The following is a 16220-nucleotide window of genomic DNA, read 5'->3' on the forward strand; positions in this document are numbered from 1 at the left end:
GCCGGCCTTCACACCCGGGTAGGGCGTGGCCAGGAAGGCAGTCATGAGTTATCCCTTGGCGGACGCAACAGCGGCAAAGAGCGGCGCCGTGACGGGATACTTCTTGGCAAAGCTGGTGTATGCCGTGTCCTGCAATTTGCGGTGCACCGCGTCATGTTCGGCCTGCACCATAGGGAAGAACGTCATGCCCTGCTGCTTGAGCTGCTGGTTTGCCTGCTCGGACTTCTGCGCAGCGATCGGACGCTGCTGCTCTGTGGCATCGTGCACGGCTTTCATGAAAGCCGGCCGCAGGGCTTCGGGAATCTTGGCAAGCGACCGCTTGCCCATCACCGCAACCAGCGGACTGAACACATGCTGCGTCTGCCAGCACGATTTCACGACCTCATTCAGCTTGCTGGTGATCACGGTGGCCGCATCGTGCTCCATGCCGTCGACAACGCCGGTCTGCACGGCCATGTACATTTCGCCGAACGGAAGCGGTGTCGGCACAGCCCCCATTGCCTTGAAGGTCTCGATGAACGCGGGCGTGGGCAGCACCCGCAGCTTGACACCCTTTATTTCAGCCAGCGACCGCACCGGATGCTTGGTAAAGACATTGCGGCTGCCAAACTGCGGCGCCCAGGCCAGGATCGTGCAGCCCGAACGCCGCTGCAGAACCTCGCTCAGCTTTGCCCCGACCTGGCCATTCAATACTTCGTGGACATGGTCGAAACTGTTGAAAAGATAGCCCAGGTCCAGCATGCCCAGCTCGGGCGCCACCGTGGCCCAGATCGAAGCACCGGACACCATCATGTCGGTGGAGCCGATCTTGACTTGCTGCACCACATCGCTTTCCTTGCCGAGCTGGTTATTGGGAAAGTAGTCGAGCTTGATGCCCTCACCCACCCCCGCCTTCAGATTGTCCGCCAGGTGCTGATACCACACATGAAGCGACGCATTCTGATCCGCCGGCATCGATGAAGAAACGCGCAGCCTGACCGGCGCCTGCGCACGCGCCAAAGAGGGAATGCCTATGGTCGCAGCCAATGAAGCGGCCGAAGCCGTTTGAAGAAAACGTCGACGGGAAATGGTAGTCATGTGTGTCTCCTGGTTTTTTTTAAGCACGGAAAAGCCGCTTTCTAAAATCACTGTATCGATATACTAAATCGATACAGTTATCTCAAAAATTGGGGTTTTCCCGGAAGCCGTCCACACGGCTCGCCGGATTTTTCTTTTTGAGAGGGCAGGAATTATGGAAGCCGCAGGATCAATGAAAATAAGGCGCCCAATTAGAGGCGCCTTATTTCAACGTTCAGATTTACTTCGAACAGGGCGACAGCCTAGTGTGCTGTTTGCTTAGCCAAACAGCACACTAAACGCCCACGCCCGCGGCATGGGCCTGCTCGTCGGCATGATACGAAGAACGCACCATGGCGCCCACGGCCGCATGGCTGAAGCCCATGGCATAGGCTTCGCGTTCGAACATGGCGAAGGTGTCGGGATGCACGTAGCGCAACACCGGCAGGTGATGTTCGGAAGGCTGCAAATACTGGCCTATGGTCAGCATGTCGACATTATGCTCGCGCAAATCGCGCATGACCTGCAGGATTTCCTCATCGGTTTCGCCCAGCCCCAGCATCAGGCCCGACTTGGTGGGCACATCGGCATGAAGCTTCTTGAAGTCGGACAGCAGCTTCAGGGAATGATGGTAGTCGGAGCCTGGGCGCGCCTGCTTGTACAGGCGCGGCACGGTTTCCAGGTTGTGATTCATCACATCGGGCGGGCCGGCGTTCAGGATCTCGAGCGCGCGGTCGAGGCGGCCACGAAAATCGGGCACCAGGACTTCTATGCGGGTATTGGGCGAAAGCTCGCGCACTTTGCGTATGCATTCGACAAAATGACCGGCACCGCCATCGCGCAAATCGTCGCGATCGACCGAGGTAATCACCACATACGAAAGCTTGAGCGCGGCAATGGTGCGTGCCAGGTTTTCGGGTTCGTTGACATCGAGCGGATCGGGGCGGCCGTGGCCGACATCACAGAACGGACAGCGGCGGGTGCATTTATCGCCCATGATCATGAAGGTAGCCGTACCCTTGCCGAAACATTCGCCAATATTGGGGCACGAGGCCTCTTCGCACACGGTATGCAGATTGTGCTCGCGCAAAATGCGCTTGATATCGTAGAAACGCGAGCCCGGAGCAGCCGCCTTGACACGAATCCACTCGGGCTTTTTCAGACGCTCGGCCGGCACAATCTTGATGGGAATGCGCGACGTTTTAGCCTGAGACTTCTGCTTTTGGGTGGGATCGTAGGCCGCCGGGCTGGCAACGGCTTCACGGGCGGGGGACTGATCGACGGGTGTAGTCATGCGAATTCCTGTGGCAAAACACAGGCTTGGCGTTTAAAGAGGGCCCATTTTAACGCGCCCGCCCCACTCCACCTAATCGTTGACCAGGGGCGGCTGTGCCGCTGCGCCCAATCGTTGTCCTGGAAATCAAGGAACGGCATCAAGAGGCGAGCCTGGCGCCCGCCGGCAATACCTATACAGCAGGCACGGGGCCTACAAGGAGCACCCCTGCAACAGAGTTCAACACCCCTTCCACACGGGCGGGCGCTTCTGCATGAAGGCATCGATACCTTCGCCGGCATCATCGGCCATCATATTCTGCGCCATGATCTTGCCCGCATAATCGTAGGCATCCCCCAGGCTCATGCCATGCTGCCGACGGTACATGGCTTTGCCGGTGCGCACCGCCACCGGACTTTTCGAACAAATGGTCTGCACCAGCGCGGCCACGGTCACATCAAGCTGTTCGGGCGCCACCGCCTTGTTGATCAGGCCATTGTCAACGGCTTCGGAACTGCTTATGAAACGGCCCGTCACCAACATTTCGAAGGCCTTCTTGATAGGCACATTGCGCGACAAAGCCACCGCCGGCGTCGAACAAAACAGCCCGACATTAATACCCGACACAGCAAACTTGGCCGTATCGGCCGCCACCGCCAGATCGCAACTGGCGACCAACTGACAACCCGCCGCGGTAGCCGTGCCCTGCACCTTGGCGATAACCGGCACCGGCAGCGCCACCAGGCTTTGCATCACACGCCCGCAGCGCGCAAACAACTCCTCGTAATATGCCTGATCGGGCCGGGAGCGCATCTGCTTCAAATCATGGCCGGCGCAAAACGCCCTGCCCGCCGCCGCCAGGACCACACAGCGCAGCTCATTGTCGCCCGCGATCGCATCCAGATTGCGCTGCAATTCACCCAACAGCTCTTCGGACAAAGCGTTATATTGATCCGGCCGATTCAGCGTCAGCGTCACCACCCCATCGACCCGATCGGCCAGCAATAAAGATTGTCCTGATATCGACATATCGGTCTCCCGGCAGAAAATAATATTTGCCCGCTGGCCCATGAAGCATAGCCCGACCTCGTGCCTTCACGCAAAATATCCACACCGCCATCACGAGAAACCGCCCCAAATCCACATCCACATCCGCATCCGCACATATATAGCGCCCCCCGACATCAAGGAACCACAGCGAGCAAAGCCTCCGCACGATCCCCCATAGCCGCGCCGGCCCACAAACATGCAAAAGCCCCCAGCAATCGCCCAAAAGCCCTCAACGCAAGCGGGGGTGGCGGCCCAGGCGGGGTGAGCGAGCTTGAGTCCGCCGCGGCCGGCGCCTGGATCGGGATGCAAGGGAGCGGTTGTTTGAGCGTCAAGGGTGTCCACAGCCCGGGGGGCTGTGGACGACGCGAGTTCCGCGACCGCCCGATCCAGGCGCCGGCCGTGGGTAGTCCTGGCGCAGCCAGGACCGGACGATGCGAGCACCACCCCGCCTGGGCCGCCACCCCCGCGCCTCAAGAACAAAAATGGTGGGCTAAACAGAGTGAGACGTCTTGCAATAAGCCTCGAAAGAGTCGCTTAAGCGCCCAGCCAGCAGATCGCCAACCCGTCCAAGTGACACATCAACCCCGCAAGCACTTAAATCCACAGTCCGCAAACCCTCATACCCACACGGATTGATCCCCAGGAAAGGCGACAAATCCATAGCCACATTAAGCGCTATGCCATGATAAGCACAACCCTTGCGAACCTTGATGCCCAGCGCGGCAATCTTGGCAAGCTCGCCCGCCTCGTCCGCCATAGGCACATACACCCCCGGCGCTCCAGACTTGCGGCAGGCCCCGGCCACGCCCAGTTCCCCCAGCACCCCCAGCACCACATCCTCGAGCATCTCCACGTACTCTTTGACATAAATACCCATGCGCCGCAGATCCACCAGACAATACGCCACAACCTGCCCCGGCCCGTGATACGTAACCTGCCCGCCGCGATTCGACTGAACTATGGGAATCGACCCGCTGTCCAGAATATGCTCAGGCTTGCCCGCCTGGCCCAGGGTATAGACCGGAGAATGCTCCACCAGCCAGATCTCATCGGCCGACTGTGCATCGCGCGCCTCGGTGAAGGCCTGCATGGCCTGCCAGACCTCAAGATACTCGGCCGGCCTCGGCCACCATTTATGTAGTGTCATCGCCCAACCATCAAATCACGGCCGCCGGACGCGCCGCGCGCCTGGCCTATAAAACAATCGATACCATATGGTGCGCATGCAAGGCACGATACAGATTGTCCAGCTGCTCGCGCGAAGTGGCATGCACGGTGAAAGTCAGGCCTATGTACTTGCCGCCCGAACTGGGCCGCATTTCTATCGTGGCCGGATCGAATTCAGGATCGAACTGCAACACCACATCGGTCAAAGCCTGGGCGAAATCCGGATGCGCCTTGCCCATGACCTTGATGGGGAAGGCGCTTGGGTATTCGATCAGGGACTCTTCAGGAGGAATAGTATGCATCTTGAGAGACCTTATAGCGCAGCGATGGCCTTGTCGTACCCCGCCCGCAATTTCGCATAGACGGCACCCGGCTTGCCACTGCCCACCGGCTTGCCGTTGTACGTAACGATAGGCAGGACCTCTTTGGTGGCCGAAGACATCATCAGCTCATCGGCCTGCTCGACTTCCTGCTGCGAAACCTGGCGCGACTCGAAGGGAACCCCCGCGTCCTTGGCCAGCTCTTCGAGAAAACCGTAGCGTATGCCTTCAAGAATCAGGTTGTTGCGCACCGGCGCGGCCAGGACACCGTTTTTCACCATCCAGATATTGCACGAAGCGCCCTCGGATAAATTGCCGTCGCGAAACTGCAGCACTTCGTCGACCCCGGCCTCGACCGCCTGCTGCTTGGCCAGCACATTGCCCAGCAAAGACACCGACTTGATCTCGCAATGCAGCCAGCGCACATCGGGCACGCCAACGGCGGTAAGCCCCTGGTCGCGCAATTCCGCGCTGGGGCGCTTGAACGGCGATACCATACAGAAGACAGTAGGCGTCGCATTTTTAGGGAAAGCATGATCGCGCTTGGCCACGCCGCGCGTGATCTGTATGTACACCATGCTGTCATCAAGCGCTGAGCGCTTCAGCATGTCGTGCACCAGTTTTTCCCAGTCGCTGCGCGACCAGTCCAGCTCGATGCCGATAGACTTCAGGCTGCGTTCCAGGCGCGCCAGATGCCCGTTCATGCGAAAAGGCTTGCCCTTGTAGGCCGGCACGACTTCGTAGATGCCATCGCCGAAAATAAAGCCGCGGTCGAGCACCGAAATCTTGGCGTCTCCCAGGCGCACATACTCGCCGTTCAAATAAACAATACTTTCGTTATCGACATCTGGAATCATTGCTCACGCCTCGCGTAAAAAAAATGAAATTGAAACAACGGGCAATACAAACAATAAAGGGCAAACCCGAAGATTCGCCCTTGATGAGTCGCGCGCAGCCCGGGATTGCCTGAAAACGTGCCTGAATTGCGCTAAGTGTTGACCTGATTTTTATTGAAACATCAAGCGTATTTTATCGTAAATCCGGCCGAAGAAACTTGCCTCGGGCACATCGTTGAGAACCAGCAGGGAGTCCTGGCGCAACACCTTGCCATCGAGAGACAGGGAAACGGTTCCGACCTTGGTGCCTTTTTTAAGCGGCGCGATCAGGGGCTGCGTGTACTGGGCTACCGGCTTGACCTCGGGGCCCTTGCCGCGCGGAACGGTAATCCAGAGCGGCTGCATTTCGCCCAGGCCCACGGTTTCGGCCTGGCCTTCCCATACCCGGGCTTTCACGGCGGGATGCTCGGTATCGAACAATTTGATGGTATCGAAATTCTGATAGGTCCAGTTCAATAGCTTGAGGCTGTTTTCCGTGCGTGCCGAATCGCTGGTGGCGCCCACCACGACCGACACCACGCGGCGACCATTGCGCACAGCCGTTGCCACCAGGCAATAGCCGGCCGACTGGGTGTGGCCGGTTTTCAGGCCATCGACCGTCGGGTCGGTCCATAACAGACGATTGCGATTCATCTGCTTGATTTTGTTATAGGTGAATTCTTTCTGGCTGTAGTAGTGCAAATATTGCGGATGATTGCGCACCAGGTTCTTGGCCAGGATGCCCAGATCGCGCACCGTGGTCAGGTGGGTGGGGTCGGGCAAGCCGGTTGAATTGGCAAAATGGGTATCGGTCATGCCCATTTTGGCGGCTTCCTGGTTCATCAGGGCGGTAAAGGCCGACTCGCTGCCGGCCACGGCTTCGGCCAGGGCCACCGTGGCATCGTTGCCCGACTGCACAACCAGGCCCTGCAGCAGATCGTCGACCGATACTTGCGTATTGGGCTTGACGAACATGCGCGAACCTTCGGTTTTCCAGGCTTTCGTGGAAATATTGACCGTTTGGTTAAGTGTCAGGCGCTTGTTGTCGATGGCATCGAACACCACGTAGGCCGACATCAGCTTGGTCAGCGAGGCCGGTTCGATCTTTTCGTCGGGATTTGACGAAGCGATGATCTGGCCGCTGGTTGCATCGAGCGTGAGCCACGCTTTAGCCGTAATGGCGGGAGGCGGAACGGACGACAAGTCGCCCACCGGGGTCAACACGCCCGCGGCGCCAGTCGAGGCCGCAGGCGCCGCAACCGGGGCTTTGCCCGCGGCGGTCGAAGCCGCCGGTGCGGGTGTGGCGGCGGGCGCCTTTTGGGCCAGGGACAAGAGGGGAGCAAGTGACAGTGCAAGCCCGGCGACAAGATAACGCGAGCGGCGCAGGGAGAAAATAAAAGCTGAATGTGTCATCGACATACCGTATAACGATTCCGTCAAGAAAGCCGGTCAAGGAAGCCGGATAAGCGAAACGCCCATTATAGGCAGAGCCTGCGCGGGACAATACCGCCAGAATGGCCATTTGAGCGTGGAAACTGAAAATACTTGCTACGGAAGTTTGAAAAACGTTACAGTATCGCCAGGCGTTGCTGCAGCAATTGCTTCAGTGTAATCAGCCGGCCATGAAAAAAATGCGTGGCGTCGGGCACCACCACGACAGGCAAACCGCGCACGCGTGCAAAATCCATGGCTTCCGACAAAGGCACGACTTCATCGACTTCGCCATGAATCAAGAACGTATCATCGGGTATGCGTACCTCGCGAAACTTGAAACGCTCGACCGCCGAGCCTATCAGCATGAGCGCATCGGGCGTTTTCCCCGCCTGCTCGGCCACGCCGGAATACAACTGGGCCGCCACCGAGGTGCCGAAGGAAAAGCCCGCCAGCACCCACTTGCCGGCGGCCAGCTCGGGGTAGGCCAGTTCGAACTGCCCGACAAGCTCATGCATGTCGGCGGTTTCACCCACGGCCCGGTCGAATTCACCAGCCGAAGCGCCAACACCACGGAAATTGGGGCGTACGGCCACCAGGCCGTGCTGCACACAGGCGCGTGCAATCGTGGTCACGATCTTGTTGTCGCGCGCCCCGCCATGCAAAGGGTGCGGATGCAAGACCAGCGCCCAGCCGCGCGCAGGCCCATCGGGCCAATCGAGGGCGCAGTCGATGGCCCCGGCCAAACCCTTGAATACCGTATTTTTGACGTTCACAGACATAAGGCTAAAAATCCCGACAAGAACTCGAATCATAACAACATCAGGTAGACTTATTAGTCCAGTAACAGGCCACTTTGGCCCAATGACGATTACACGGCCCCATACACGATGTCATCAGCGTCGATTCCCCTCCTGCCCACGCCGGAACAGATGGCCGCCAGTCTGCGGGCGGCCTTGCCCAATTTCAAACAAGTGCAGTGGGTGGACAGCACCTCCTCGACCAACGCCGACCTGCTTGCCAAGGCGCGCCGCGGGGGCCATCACCTGGCCCGGCCCTGGCTGCTGGGCGCGCACCTGCAAGAAGGCGGCCGCGGCCGGGCCGGCCGAACCTGGCAGAACCGCGCCGGCGCCAACCTGATGTTTTCCTGCGCGTTCGATGTATTCCTGCCGCCCAAGCAACTGCCCACGCTTTCGCCGCTGGCCGGCGTGGCCGCCTGCGAGGCCTTGCGCAGCCTGATCGAACCTGCGCACCAAACCCGCCTTGTCATGAAATGGCCCAACGACGTGCATTGGCAATTTGCCAAGCTGGCGGGCATTCTGGTCGAAATCACCCGGGCCAGTACCTCGAAGCTGGCGGCCGATCACCATGTTGCCATTGTCGGCATCGGCATCAATCTTGAAGACGCCCGGGCGCTCAGCCAATCCCTGAACCGGCAGGTCGCCGACTGGTCGGAAGTCACGGCCCAGGACGCGCAGGCGGCCGCAGCCTCGGCATCGACCATGGTTGCCGCAATCGCCCACGCCTGGTACGCCAGTTTCAACGCCGCCATACGAGAGGGGTTCGACGCCCTGCCGGCGCGCTACGCCCAGGTCGACGCCCTGGCCGGCCAGCATGTCAACGTACTGGACGACGGGCGCATTATCCACGCAGGCATCGCCTGCGGCATCAATACCTTCGGCCAGTTGCTGGTGCGCACTGCAGATGGCGACAAGCCCATCTCGGTGGGCGAAATCTCGGTGCGGGCGCAAACATGATGCTCCTGATCGACGCCGGCAACACGCGCGTCAAGTTCGGCTGGATCGAACCCGGCAGCGGCCGGCGCGAAACCGTCGCACTGGCCCTGCACCATGCCGGGCTGGATCAGCTGTCGCAATGGCTGCAACAACTTCCCATGCGCCCCACCGCGGCCCTGGGGGTCAACGTGGCCGGCGCGGCAACCGCCGCGGCCATCGAATCACGGCTCGCGCCGCATGCCTGCCCCGTCAGTTGGGTCGCCAGCCAGAGCGAAGCACTGGGAATACGCAACACCTACCATCAACCCGGCCAGCTCGGTCCCGACCGATGGGTATCCATGCTGGCCCTGGCCCAGCATGCGGAAGGCCCACGCGCAAGCTCTACCAGCCCCGCCCCCCTGATGCTGGCCAGTTTCGGCACCGCCACGACCATCGACACGCTCAGCCCCGACCTGGCTTTCCAGGGCGGGCTGATCTTTCCCGGCCCCGCCCTGATGCGCACCTCGCTCGCGCAGGGCACCGCCAATCTGCCCGAGGCGGACGGCGATACGGCCGCCTACCCGGCCCACACCCACCAGGCCATCGCAACCGGCATCGCCGCCGCCCAGGCAGGCGCCGTGTTGCGGCAATGGCTGATCGGGCTGGACCGCTACGGGAACGCCCCCCTGCTCTTCAGCGCCGGCGGAGGCTGGCCCGTGGTCAGGGAAGAAACCCTGCGCCTGCTGGCCGCCATGCAAAACCGCCTTGGCCTGCCCCTTGCGCCCATAGAATGGCTGGCCACCCCGGTACTCGACGGCCTGGCCCGCCTGGCGAGCCGGCAATGACCGCGGCGGGCGCCAAGATGCAAAAAGTCCGGCCTGGCTTTACACTCGGGCCACTTGTATCGGTTTTTTGGTTTTCCAGGCCATGCGCTTTTTATTTCTTCTGATTCTGATTGCCAACGTTATCGTTCTGGCCTATGGGCAAGGCTTTTTCGGCACACCGCCCAACGAGGTCGGGCGCGACCCGCATATGCTGACCTTGCAGCAGAATCCGGCCATCGTCACTTTGGGTCAGCCAAGCGAAGGCAACCAGGCCGACGCCGCCAACCGTCCGCAACCCTGAGTCCGGCTATCCAGGCCGGCCGTGCCCACGACATCCCAGAATCCGGCGGGTGAACTGGCCACCACCGGCACATCCAGTTGCCGCTCTACCTGTTTCAAGGCGTCCTGCACAATCAGCCCTCCGCACGACAGCACAATGCCATCGGCGTTGCCCTTGGCGTCATCCCAGGCTTCCAGGCACAGACTGACCAGCGTATCGGTGGATACCTGCCCGACCTCGCGAACCCCGTTGATGCCCAGGCCCTTCGTACTGGCGACGGCAATGCCTTCTACGCCCAGAAAGGCGGCCAGGCGCTGGTTCACGTCATCCACATATGCGGTGGCAACGGCCACGGTCTTCAAACCCAAAGCACGCATGCCCCGCAATATGGCATAGCTCATGGTCGTGCAGGGCAAGCCTGTTGCCTGCTCCATCTGGTCTTTCAAGCGCTGGTTGAGATCGGCGCCTCGATAAAAGCTAAGCGATGTCCCCATCAGGGAAATCGCCGATACCCCCTCGTCCGCCAAGGCTCTGGCTTTTTCAATGACGTGATCAATGACCTGGTCATAACCCTGCTTGTCCACGGTACCCAGGGACAGGCCCTTGGCGATAAACCTGAGTCCAGGGTACATAATCCGGGCGTCCGGGGGCACCTCGCCCGCGGCCGGGGGGACAATCAGGCCTATGGGCTTCTGGGCGTCGGGGAAAGAAAAGCTCATCATGGAATTCCAGGCTAGTGATTAAACTTCAAATCAGCCTGTTTGATCACGCCGACCCAGCGGGCTTCTTCTCGCCGCATCCAGTCGGCTTGCCAGGCCGGATCGTGGAAATCGGTTACCGCGCCCTGCACGATAAACGAGTCTTGCACCGACTTCTCGCCCAGCGCCTGTTTCAGGGCGGCCGTCACAGGAGCCAGCGCACTGGCCGGCGTGCCTGCGGGGGCCAGCAAAAACAAGGAGGGCGTAGCCTGGTAGCCGGGCAGCGTTTCATCGACTGCGGGCACATTGGGCAAGGCCGGGAACCGCTTGGCCGACAAGCCCGCCAGAATACGGATTTTGCCGGCTTTTTCCAAAGCCATGGCCGAAGCCACGCTGGCAATCGCCATCGATACCTCGCCGGCCGCCGCCGCCTGGTTGGCCGGGCTGCCGCCGCGATAGGGTACGTGCAGGAGTTTTACCCCGGCCTTGATGCCCAGCAGCTCGCCGGCCAAATGGTGTATTGAACCCACGCCTACCGATGCGAAGGAGTATTTGCCCGGCTCCTTTCTGGCCATGTCCAGAAAACCGGACAGCGATTTGGCCGGGCTGGCGGCCGGAACAACAATGACCAGATCCGCCTGCCCCACCACGCCCACCGGCTCAAAGCTCTTTTGAATGTTGTAGCCGACCTTGGGATAGATATGCGGCGCAACCAGCAGCGATGAGTCGCCCAGCAGCAAGGTGTTGCCGTCGGGAGCCGATTTGGCCACATAGTCGGCGGCAATCGTGCCGCCGGCGCCGGATTTGTTTTCCACCACCACCGGACGCTTCAGCGTCTTCTCGATCTGGCGCGCCGTGATTCTGGCCAGAGTATCCACGCCGCCGCCCGGAGCGAATCCCACCACTATCCTCAACGGCGCAGTCTCGGCCGCCGCCAGCGAAACCACACCCAGGCTCAGCATGGCCGCCAATACAATCCTTTTCAGCATTTTTGTCTCCAAGGCCAAATAACAGGCCATTTATTTATAAATGAGTCTGGAATCAATGCAGGGTCGAAGGCGGCGCAAACAGGCGCGGCATGTCCACCAGGCCGCGATTCCATGCGGGACTGGTATCGGGATCGAACTGCAGGTATTCAGGGGAAGCCATGGCCAGGTCGCAAAAGTCCTTGCCGCCAATCAGAATATGTTCACAGGCCAGCTGCTGCGCAGCTTGCTCGTTTCTATCGATGACGGCCAGCAACAGGCGGTCGTGCTCGAACCAGGAATTGGCCATGCGCTCGGTAAAGTCGAAATGCCGCATGCGATAGGGGCCTGTGCGTTTGCGGGCGTGCAGGATCTGACTGATCAAATAGGCATTGCCGCAGCTGGCATAAAAATACTCGTGAAAAGCCTTGTTGTAATTGGAATAATCGGCCTGATTTTTTTGCGTAACCGCGCGCTTGCCTTCCTTGTGCAGCGCACGCAGGGCTTTCAACTGCACATCGTCAATGCGCTGCACCACTAAACGGGCGCACAAGCCTTCAGCGTGCGCCAGCGCCTCGAAGATGTCGGCCAGCTCATTGGCCGATAGCTGCACCACATAGATGCCCGAACGCGGAACCATCCGCACAAATCCCAGGGCGGCCAATTGCAGCAGGGCCTCCCGAACGGGCGTGCGCGAAACCGAGAAGATTTGGCTCAGCTTGTCTTCATCGAGCTGCACCCCGGGCGGCAACTGGCCCGACACGATGCGTGTCTCGATCTCGTAAAGCACCCGATCTGCGGCGGAAATGGACATAAGCGGCCCTGATGATTAATAGTCCGGCGCAAACCATTGATGCAGTACCCACAATCGCCGTTGGCTCATTCTAATAATAGCGATGTGATATATCAAAGCTTTCCCGAAAGCAAAAAATCCCCCCCATTGTCCAGGCATGATTTGCCCATCGCGGCATGATCGATCCGTGAACTGCGTCCCGAAATGCATCTGGCACTAAAATGGGTTCTTTGCCAAGCATCAAAGCCAACAATATGAAACCAATTCGTAAAGCTGTTTTTCCTGTCGCGGGACTGGGCACGCGCTTTCTGCCGGCCACCAAGGCCATGCCCAAGGAAATGCTCCCCATTGTGGACAAACCGCTGATTCAATACGCGGTAGAGGAAGCCATTGCCGCGGGCATCACCGACCTGATCTTCATCACCGGGCGCAATAAACGCGCCATTGAAGATCATTTCGATCGCGTCCCCGAATTGGAAGCCGAGCTCGAGGCAAAACATAAATCCGAACTGCTCGATATCGTGCGCAATATCATCCCTGCACACATCAATTGCATCTACACACGGCAATCCGACCCCCTGGGCCTGGGCCATGCCGTGCTGTGCGCGGCGCCCATAGTCGGAAACGAGCCTTTTGCCGTGCTGCTGGCCGACGACCTGATCGACGCGAAAACCTCGGTCACGCATCAACTGATTGAAGCCGCGCACCAGCAGAACGGCAGCGTGCTGGCCATACAGAACATAGCGCAAGACCAAACCAATAAATACGGAATTATTTCGGGCTCCCGCGTCAGCGATAAAACCACGCGCCTGACCGGCATTGTCGAAAAGCCGGCGCCCGATGCGGCGCCGTCCACCCTGGCGGTGGTCGGCCGTTATGTGCTGGAGCCGGAAATATTCGAGCACCTGCGGCAAACCCAGGCCGGAGTCGGCGGTGAAATCCAGCTTACCGACGGCATTGCCAGCCTGCTTAAAACACGCGACGTTTACGGCTTCGAATACGAAGGCCTGCGCTACGATTGCGGCAGCAAGGCCGGCTTCTTCCAGGCCACGCTCGAACTCGGACGCAAGTACCACGGCCTGTAGGGTGCCCCTGGGGTAGGCACGAGGCCCACTCCCGCGAATTGCTTAATTGCTTATCGGTGAATCTTTTCGGATCGGAGCTCGTTCAGTCCCGCGACAACGCGGGCGACGGCACCTGTGTGCTTCTGCACCCAGTGCGCGCCCGCCTCGCCCATCTTCGCCAGGCATTGGGGGTGATCCAGCATCTGCAATGCCTTTTGCAGCGCCGCATCGGGCGACTGAACCCTTAGCGCCGCGCCCTCATCGATGGCATCGACGACGGCCTGCTCGAAATTCCGGGTATGCGGCCCCACCAGCACCGGCACGCCGGCGGCGCACGCCTCGATCAGGTTCTGCCCTCCCAGGGGTTCAAAGCTGCCCGCCACAATGGCGACATGGCTGCCGGCGTAATACACCGCCATTTCGCCCAGGCTATCGCCCAGCAGAACCAGCGGCTCGCCGCCGGCACGCAAGGCCGAAGCACCCGCCTCGCCCATATCGACCAACTGCGAGCGCCGCACAAACGGTATGCCGGCCTCTTGCAGCAAGGCGGCCGCACGGTCGAAGCGCCGCGGGTGGCGCGGGATCAGGTAAAACATAACGCGCTCGGCCAGGCTTTTGCCTTGCGCCGTGGCCCGCCTGTCTTGCTTGACGATGGCATTGACGAACTGCTCGTCTTCGCCTTCGCGTGTGCTGGCAATGGCAATGGCCTTGCGCTGCAGGGCGGCGCTGAACGCCTTGCCGCGCGCCACTTTGTCGGCCGGCAAACAGATGTCGAACTTGAAATTGCCCGATACCCGCACCGCCGACGCCCCAGCCTGCTCCAGGCGTTGCGCATCGTTCAGTGTCTGGGCATACACCGCCTGCAAGCTGTCGTAGGCTTCGCGCATGACACGCCCGGCCCGCAGGCTCTGGCGCAGGGAATGGTCGGAAAACCGCGAGCTGACCAGCATCATGGGTACGCGGGCCTTGCGCGCGGCGGCAATCACATTGGGCCAGACCTCGCGTTCGATCAACACGCCTACGCTGGGCCGGTAATGTGCAATAAACCGCTGGGTGCATCCCGGAAAATCATAAGGCAGCCACTCTTGCTGCAGGCGGCCCTGGGCTATGGCCTGTTCGAATACCCGTGCTCCTTCAGCGCGTCCGGTCACCGTCATGTGCGTCAGCAATACGCAGTTGCCCTGGTCCAGCAAGGTTTGCACAAACGGCTGGGCAGCACGGGTTTCACCCAGGCTGACCGCATGCACCCAGACAGGTTCTTCAAGTTTGCCGGCTTGGGCATAATGGCCAAAGCGGCTACCCGACCAGACACCCCAATCGCCGCCGGCGCGCCGCGCACGCAATGCCATCCACCCGAGCAGGCCCGGGGACAAAAGACGGATGCAAACAGTGTAAAAAAAACGATTCAATGAGGCTTTACCGCAAGGTTATAAAACAAGACTGTCGATCTGCGGGGGGCGGCCCTTGTAGTCGCCCGCCACCGATGCATATCCCCATTTTAAACGCAGTTGATACACAAAAGACGACAAAAACCCTATTTTCGTGTCATATTGACCACTATGGCAGACCGCAAGTCCTGTTCAGGCCAGGGTATCGACCCTTTCGGCGGCCAAGCGAGCAAACAGCAGATTGCCGCGACGCGAGCCTTAGTCGGGTGTATCCGCCCCTTCGGCGGCGGCATTGAAAGAAAAACTCTGCTCCTGGCCGGTCGCAGGATTAGCCCGATCGCGAGAAGCCAGGGCCTGCTCGACAGCGCTGAGCACCGTTTCGGCCGATGGCGCATTGCCGCGCTCGCCCAGGCTGGCTGTGTACGCGGGCCCTTCAAGCGGGGTACGCACCGGTGTGGAGGCTTTATAAATGCCTATGGTGGGCCTGCCCAGGCCCGCCGACAAATGCGTCAGGCCGCTGTCAAGCCCCACCATCACGCGCGCGCAGGCCAGCACGTGCGCAATCTGGTTGAGATCCATGCGCGGCAGCACTTCGCCTTGATTCCTGCCCGCCACCAGCGCTTGCGCCCTGGCAATCTCGGCCGGATTGCCAGCCAGCAATTTAAGCGCCAGGCCATGCTCCTGCAAACGCTCAAACACTTTGTGCCAGTCGGCTACCGGCCAAAGCTTGTCGTCGCGGCTGGCCGACGGCATGATCACTGCATAGGGCTGGATCTCGGCCCCATCGGTAATCGCACCCAGGCCAAAATCGGGTTCGCCGCTATAGGTATAGCCGAAGGCGGCGGCGGCCAGTTCGCGCTGCCGGGTGACGGCCGGCTGCCAGAAGTTGACCGTATGCTTGACGTTGTAAAAAAAGGAAGCCAGTGGTTCGCGTGCAGATTGCCGGTCGAGGCCATGCCGCACCCCGTGGGTCTGGCGCACCAGCCACACCGATTTCATCAGGGCCTGCATGTCCAGCACCACGTCGTACTGGCGCGATTGCAGGTTTTGGCGCAGCGCGGCGCGCTCGGCGCGTGTATCGGCGGCCCACCAGTGCTTGCGCCAGCGGCGGTGCGCCACCGTGATGACCTCATTGACCGCCGGATGCCAGGCGGGAATCTCGGCAAAATTCTCTTCGACGATCCAGTCGATCTGCGCATGCGGCACATGCCGGGCAATATCGGATATGGCCGGCAGCATGTGTACCAGATCGCCCAGCGAGGACGTGCGCACAATGAGAATCTTTTTCGTCATGGCGCGATTATAAAGTAGGGGCGGGTCT

Annotated in this window: 17 protein-coding genes; 4 read left to right on the forward strand and 13 right to left on the reverse strand. The window is 60.4% G+C overall.

What is annotated here, in order from left to right:
* Positions 1-48: 48 nt before the first annotated feature.
* The 8 genes from LSG25_RS14110 to LSG25_RS14145 all read right to left on the reverse strand — a co-directional run bounded on the left by LSG25_RS14110 (position 49) and on the right by LSG25_RS14145 (position 7954).
* Complete coding sequence (locus LSG25_RS14110; protein WP_232741547.1) at positions 49-1077, reverse strand: TRAP transporter substrate-binding protein; 1029 nt, start codon at positions 1075-1077, stop codon at positions 49-51.
* Between the two features lie 274 nt (positions 1078-1351).
* Complete coding sequence (gene lipA / locus LSG25_RS14115) at positions 1352-2350, reverse strand: lipoyl synthase (protein WP_232741548.1); 999 nt, start codon at positions 2348-2350, stop codon at positions 1352-1354.
* A 219-nt stretch (positions 2351-2569) separates the two neighbouring features.
* The gene (locus LSG25_RS14120; RefSeq protein ID WP_232741549.1) at positions 2570-3358 is read right to left on the reverse strand and encodes an enoyl-CoA hydratase; all 789 of its coding nucleotides are present in this window, start codon (positions 3356-3358) and stop codon (positions 2570-2572) included.
* A 511-nt stretch (positions 3359-3869) separates the two neighbouring features.
* Positions 3870-4526, reverse strand: coding sequence for a lipoyl(octanoyl) transferase LipB (lipB, locus tag LSG25_RS14125; protein WP_232741550.1), 657 nt, complete (start codon positions 4524-4526; stop codon positions 3870-3872).
* 46 nt (positions 4527-4572) lie between these two features.
* Positions 4573-4848: a DUF493 family protein gene (locus tag LSG25_RS14130; protein ID WP_232741551.1), complete on the reverse strand. Its 276-nt coding sequence runs from the start codon at positions 4846-4848 to the stop codon at positions 4573-4575.
* Positions 4849-4859: 11 nt separating this feature from the next.
* Positions 4860-5723 carry a D-amino acid aminotransferase gene (locus LSG25_RS14135; protein ID WP_232741552.1) on the reverse strand — a complete coding sequence of 288 codons (864 nt, stop codon included), beginning with the start codon at positions 5721-5723 and terminating at the stop codon, positions 4860-4862.
* 150 nt (positions 5724-5873) lie between these two features.
* The gene (locus tag LSG25_RS14140; protein ID WP_232741553.1) at positions 5874-7154 is read right to left on the reverse strand and encodes a D-alanyl-D-alanine carboxypeptidase family protein; all 1281 of its coding nucleotides are present in this window, start codon (positions 7152-7154) and stop codon (positions 5874-5876) included.
* 155 nt (positions 7155-7309) lie between these two features.
* Positions 7310-7954: an alpha/beta hydrolase gene (locus LSG25_RS14145; RefSeq protein WP_232741554.1), complete on the reverse strand. Its 645-nt coding sequence runs from the start codon at positions 7952-7954 to the stop codon at positions 7310-7312.
* 108 nt (positions 7955-8062) lie between these two features.
* Here LSG25_RS14145 and LSG25_RS14150 point away from each other — a divergent pair, with 108 nt between their 5' ends.
* From LSG25_RS14150 to LSG25_RS14160, 3 genes are all read left to right on the forward strand, one after another.
* The gene (locus tag LSG25_RS14150) at positions 8063-8929 is read left to right on the forward strand and encodes a biotin--[acetyl-CoA-carboxylase] ligase (RefSeq protein WP_232741555.1); all 867 of its coding nucleotides are present in this window, start codon (positions 8063-8065) and stop codon (positions 8927-8929) included.
* Entirely contained in the window at positions 8926-9732 is an 807-nt protein-coding gene (locus LSG25_RS14155; RefSeq protein WP_232741556.1) for a type III pantothenate kinase, read from the forward strand. The genes LSG25_RS14150 and LSG25_RS14155 overlap by 4 nt, the downstream gene beginning before the upstream one ends.
* Positions 9733-9814: 82 nt before the next feature.
* Positions 9815-10012 carry a hypothetical protein gene (locus LSG25_RS14160; protein WP_232741557.1) on the forward strand — a complete coding sequence of 66 codons (198 nt, stop codon included), beginning with the start codon at positions 9815-9817 and terminating at the stop codon, positions 10010-10012.
* Here the strand turns inward: LSG25_RS14160 and LSG25_RS14165 are convergent.
* Genes LSG25_RS14165 through LSG25_RS14175 form a run of 3 tightly spaced genes read right to left on the reverse strand, consistent with a single transcriptional unit; the run spans position 9961 to position 12468 of the window.
* On the reverse strand, positions 9961-10713 hold the full coding sequence (locus LSG25_RS14165) for an aspartate/glutamate racemase family protein (protein ID WP_232741558.1): 753 nt from the start codon (positions 10711-10713) through the stop codon (positions 9961-9963). The two genes, LSG25_RS14160 and LSG25_RS14165, sit on opposite strands and share 52 nt — an antisense overlap.
* A gap of 11 nt (positions 10714-10724) precedes the next feature.
* Positions 10725-11678, reverse strand: a complete 954-nt coding sequence (locus LSG25_RS14170) for a tripartite tricarboxylate transporter substrate binding protein (RefSeq protein WP_232741559.1) — start codon at positions 11676-11678, stop codon at positions 10725-10727.
* 52 nt (positions 11679-11730) lie between these two features.
* Entirely contained in the window at positions 11731-12468 is a 738-nt protein-coding gene (locus LSG25_RS14175; RefSeq protein ID WP_232741560.1) for a GntR family transcriptional regulator, read from the reverse strand.
* Positions 12469-12701: 233 nt separating this feature from the next.
* Here LSG25_RS14175 and galU point away from each other — a divergent pair, with 233 nt between their 5' ends.
* Complete coding sequence (gene galU / locus LSG25_RS14180) at positions 12702-13532, forward strand: UTP--glucose-1-phosphate uridylyltransferase GalU (protein ID WP_232741561.1); 831 nt, start codon at positions 12702-12704, stop codon at positions 13530-13532.
* 50 nt (positions 13533-13582) lie between these two features.
* Here the strand turns inward: galU and LSG25_RS14185 are convergent, their stop codons facing one another.
* A complete protein-coding gene (locus tag LSG25_RS14185; protein WP_232741562.1) occupies positions 13583-14920 on the reverse strand; it encodes a 3-deoxy-D-manno-octulosonic acid transferase in 1338 nt (445 codons plus the stop codon).
* A gap of 237 nt (positions 14921-15157) precedes the next feature.
* Positions 15158-16192: a lipopolysaccharide heptosyltransferase I gene (waaC, locus tag LSG25_RS14190; protein ID WP_232741563.1), complete on the reverse strand. Its 1035-nt coding sequence runs from the start codon at positions 16190-16192 to the stop codon at positions 15158-15160.
* Between the last annotated feature and the right edge of the window lie 28 nt (positions 16193-16220).

This window comes from Paralcaligenes sp. KSB-10 (assembly GCF_021266465.1).
Lineage (GTDB): Bacteria > Pseudomonadota > Gammaproteobacteria > Burkholderiales > Burkholderiaceae_B.

Coding starts and splice junctions, on each gene's coding strand:
- lipA (WP_232741548.1), bottom strand. CDS start 2,350: ATGACTACACCCGTCGATCAGTCCCCCGCCCGTGAAGCCGTTGCCAGC.
- LSG25_RS14150 (WP_232741555.1), top strand. CDS start 8,063: ATGTCATCAGCGTCGATTCCCCTCCTGCCCACGCCGGAACAGATGGCC.
- galU (WP_232741561.1), top strand. CDS start 12,702: ATGAAACCAATTCGTAAAGCTGTTTTTCCTGTCGCGGGACTGGGCACG.
- LSG25_RS14175 (WP_232741560.1), bottom strand. CDS start 12,468: ATGTCCATTTCCGCCGCAGATCGGGTGCTTTACGAGATCGAGACACGC.
- LSG25_RS14165 (WP_232741558.1), bottom strand. CDS start 10,713: ATGATGAGCTTTTCTTTCCCCGACGCCCAGAAGCCCATAGGCCTGATT.
- LSG25_RS14130 (WP_232741551.1), bottom strand. CDS start 4,848: ATGCATACTATTCCTCCTGAAGAGTCCCTGATCGAATACCCAAGCGCC.
- lipB (WP_232741550.1), bottom strand. CDS start 4,526: ATGACACTACATAAATGGTGGCCGAGGCCGGCCGAGTATCTTGAGGTC.
- waaC (WP_232741563.1), bottom strand. CDS start 16,192: ATGACGAAAAAGATTCTCATTGTGCGCACGTCCTCGCTGGGCGATCTG.
- LSG25_RS14120 (WP_232741549.1), bottom strand. CDS start 3,358: ATGTCGATATCAGGACAATCTTTATTGCTGGCCGATCGGGTCGATGGG.
- LSG25_RS14140 (WP_232741553.1), bottom strand. CDS start 7,154: ATGACACATTCAGCTTTTATTTTCTCCCTGCGCCGCTCGCGTTATCTT.
- LSG25_RS14145 (WP_232741554.1), bottom strand. CDS start 7,954: ATGTCTGTGAACGTCAAAAATACGGTATTCAAGGGTTTGGCCGGGGCC.
- LSG25_RS14155 (WP_232741556.1), top strand. CDS start 8,926: ATGATGCTCCTGATCGACGCCGGCAACACGCGCGTCAAGTTCGGCTGG.
- LSG25_RS14110 (WP_232741547.1), bottom strand. CDS start 1,077: ATGACTACCATTTCCCGTCGACGTTTTCTTCAAACGGCTTCGGCCGCT.
- LSG25_RS14170 (WP_232741559.1), bottom strand. CDS start 11,678: ATGCTGAAAAGGATTGTATTGGCGGCCATGCTGAGCCTGGGTGTGGTT.
- LSG25_RS14160 (WP_232741557.1), top strand. CDS start 9,815: ATGCGCTTTTTATTTCTTCTGATTCTGATTGCCAACGTTATCGTTCTG.
- LSG25_RS14135 (WP_232741552.1), bottom strand. CDS start 5,723: ATGATTCCAGATGTCGATAACGAAAGTATTGTTTATTTGAACGGCGAG.